Annotated in this window: 2 protein-coding genes and 1 pseudogene; 2 read left to right on the top strand and 1 reads right to left on the bottom strand. The window is 64.2% G+C overall.

The window, feature by feature from the left end; all coding sequences use genetic code 11:
• Together ACXJKH_RS18795 and ACXJKH_RS18790 are read left to right on the top strand one after the other, a co-directional pair.
• Positions 1 to 691, top strand: a 691-nt coding sequence (locus ACXJKH_RS18795) for an NADP-dependent oxidoreductase (protein ID WP_457321640.1), incomplete at its 5' end; no start/stop codon positions are given.
• A gap of 757 nt (positions 692 to 1,448) precedes the next feature.
• Positions 1,449 to 2,096 (top strand): hypothetical protein, encoded by a 648-nt coding sequence (locus tag ACXJKH_RS18790; protein WP_457321638.1) that lies wholly within the window; start codon positions 1,449 to 1,451, stop codon positions 2,094 to 2,096.
• Positions 2,097 to 2,152: 56 nt separating this feature from the next.
• Here the strand turns inward: ACXJKH_RS18790 and ACXJKH_RS18785 are convergent.
• Positions 2,153 to 2,348, bottom strand: a pseudogene (locus tag ACXJKH_RS18785) (transcriptional regulator); the annotation flags it as partial.

The following is a 2,348-nucleotide window of genomic DNA, read 5'->3' as shown; positions in this document are numbered from 1 at the left end:
GGTCAGCGCCGCATCCGTGGCACTCAAACCCCAAAACCTCACCATGGTGGAGGCCGCCTCGCTGCCGCTGGTCGCGCTGACCGCGTGGCAGGCACTGGTCGAAACCGCCCAGCTGAAACCGGGGCAGAAGGTCTTCATCCAGGCCGGCTCCGGCGGCGTCGGCACCGTGGCGATCCAGCTGGCCAAACACCTTGGCGCGTTCGTGGCCACCACCACCAGCACGCCCAACGTGGCGTGGGTGAAGGACCTGGGCGCGGATGTGGTCATCGATTACAGGCAACAGGATTTCGCCACTGAACTGCGCGACTACGATGTGGTGCTCAACAGCCTGGGCAAGGAGGAACTGGAGCGCTCGCTGCAGATCCTCAAGCCGGGTGGCCATCTCATCTCCATCTCGGGCCCGCCCACGCCCACCTTTGCGACCGCGCGCGGGTTGGCCTGGCCGCTCAAGCAGGTCATGCGCCTGCTCAGCCATGGCATCCGCAGCAAGGCCAAGCAGAAGGGGGTGACGTATTCCTTCGTCTTCATGCGGGCCGATGGGGCGCAACTGAGCGACATCACATCGCTTGTCGAGTCCGGCGCAATCGTCCCGGTCATTGATCGGGTGTTCCCGTTCGAGGACACCCAAGGCGCGCTGGCCCATGTGGAAAGCGGGCGCGCGAAGGGAAAAGTGGTGGTGGAACTGCCGTAGTTGGATTGCCCCACGCTTCACGTGCCATCCAGCGAGTGAATGCCGATCAGGGAGCCGACGATCGCGGCTCTCTTCTTACGCCCCTCCCTGCCCCTCCGGCCCCGGCAAAGCCAGGCGGGGACACGGGCGCTCTGGCTCCGGCCGTCGCGGCGGCCTATGATGAAATCCAGACCCAGGCCCGCGCCGTCACCCCATGGGCCCTCAATGCGAACGCGTGAGCATGCCAAATACAGGGCGGTTCTATCTGTTTGAAGTGAACGTGCAGCCAGGTCGGCCGGACACGGACGAGGAGCCCAAAGTGCTCAGTGTCCAGGCCGAATGTCTTTCCTGCCATCACGTCACCACTGCCGCTGCCCCGCCAAGCCTTGCGAACATACCGGGCGGAGGCGCGGTGCTGGAGTGCCCAGCGTGCGGCAGCCGTCAGGCGATCTCGGCGGCGCGTTTCGTGGAGTTTTCGCAACGGTCCGCTGGCGGCCCTGCGTCCCCGGATGCACCGCCGCAGTGATCCAGGCCTCAGCGGCTGACACGTGTTCGGGAGGTTGAATCAATGCCCCTCTCCCGCGTTCCCTTGACTGTCGCCTGGCCATTATCTGCCACTGCCCATAGGCCGCCTGCGTTGCGGGCGATCCCCATTCTGAAGCCACGCGCTGTTCTCCTGCGCGATCGGCGCAGGGCGTTTCACAGGATCCAAGCGGGTCAATGGCGATCATGCAGCTAGCGCGTGCCCCTGCGTCGGCCCTACGGAATCCAGCCCATCGTGCTTCAGAACCTGCTTCATTTCGCCCCGCTGATAACCGCCGCCATGACCTGCGTGACGGCGCTGATCTGGGTGGTTTACCTGAGCTTTTTCCTGCGCAGCTACCGACGTCAGCAGCGACCGTCCATTCTGATCACATCAGGCGCCGGCAAGGATCTGGACGCGCATTGCTTCGTGACCAATCTGGGATTGGAACCGGTGTATCTGCTTGACGTGGTCATCGACCTGATTGAGCCGGATGGCAAGGTCGTTCGCGCGGTCATACCCGAGCGCACTGAACGCTGGAGCCAGGATGTTAACGGCGACGACGACGATGTCCGCCGTGCGACCAACGTCGGCTCGCTCACCAGCGGCGGCGAACGAGATCTGGGCCGGTTCCGTACGCTTATCGAGCGCGCCAGCAAGGAGAATCCGGAGATCGCCTCCGATGCAGACTTCACCAGTCTGGAGGTGACCGTGGTGACGGTCACCGCGAGCCAGGCAGAGCTGTGCGGGGCTTCGCGCTGCTACCGGATCGACCACGGTACCGATGGCCGCCCTCGGCTGAGGGCAACGACCATCAAGGCCAGGCAGCTGCAGGGGTACTTTGCGCGCCGCAGCCTGACGCGCCTGCTGACCGCCCAGCTCAGATCAACGGCTATGGGTTGATGGGTAATGCAGTTATGGGCGCGTGGGAAGCGGTGCCAGATCTCGGCGGGCGCGCGCTATCTGGTCGCTTTACGCCGCACTTCCAGAAGCAATGCGTCCTGCGCCTTTCCGGACAGCTTGCCGAACTCATCGATGAGCTCGGCAAGCTGGTCCGTTTCCGCAAACAGATAGGCAACGGAAACGCCCAGGGTGCGCGCAATCTTCTGCGCCGTTTCGATATCGCAATTGTGCACGGCCCGCTCGTACCGGTTG

The organism is Stenotrophomonas sp. P5_B8 (genome assembly GCF_054049855.1).
The sequence above is the reverse complement of the archived record's forward strand: the minus strand, read 5'-3'. Positions and strand labels throughout refer to the sequence as shown.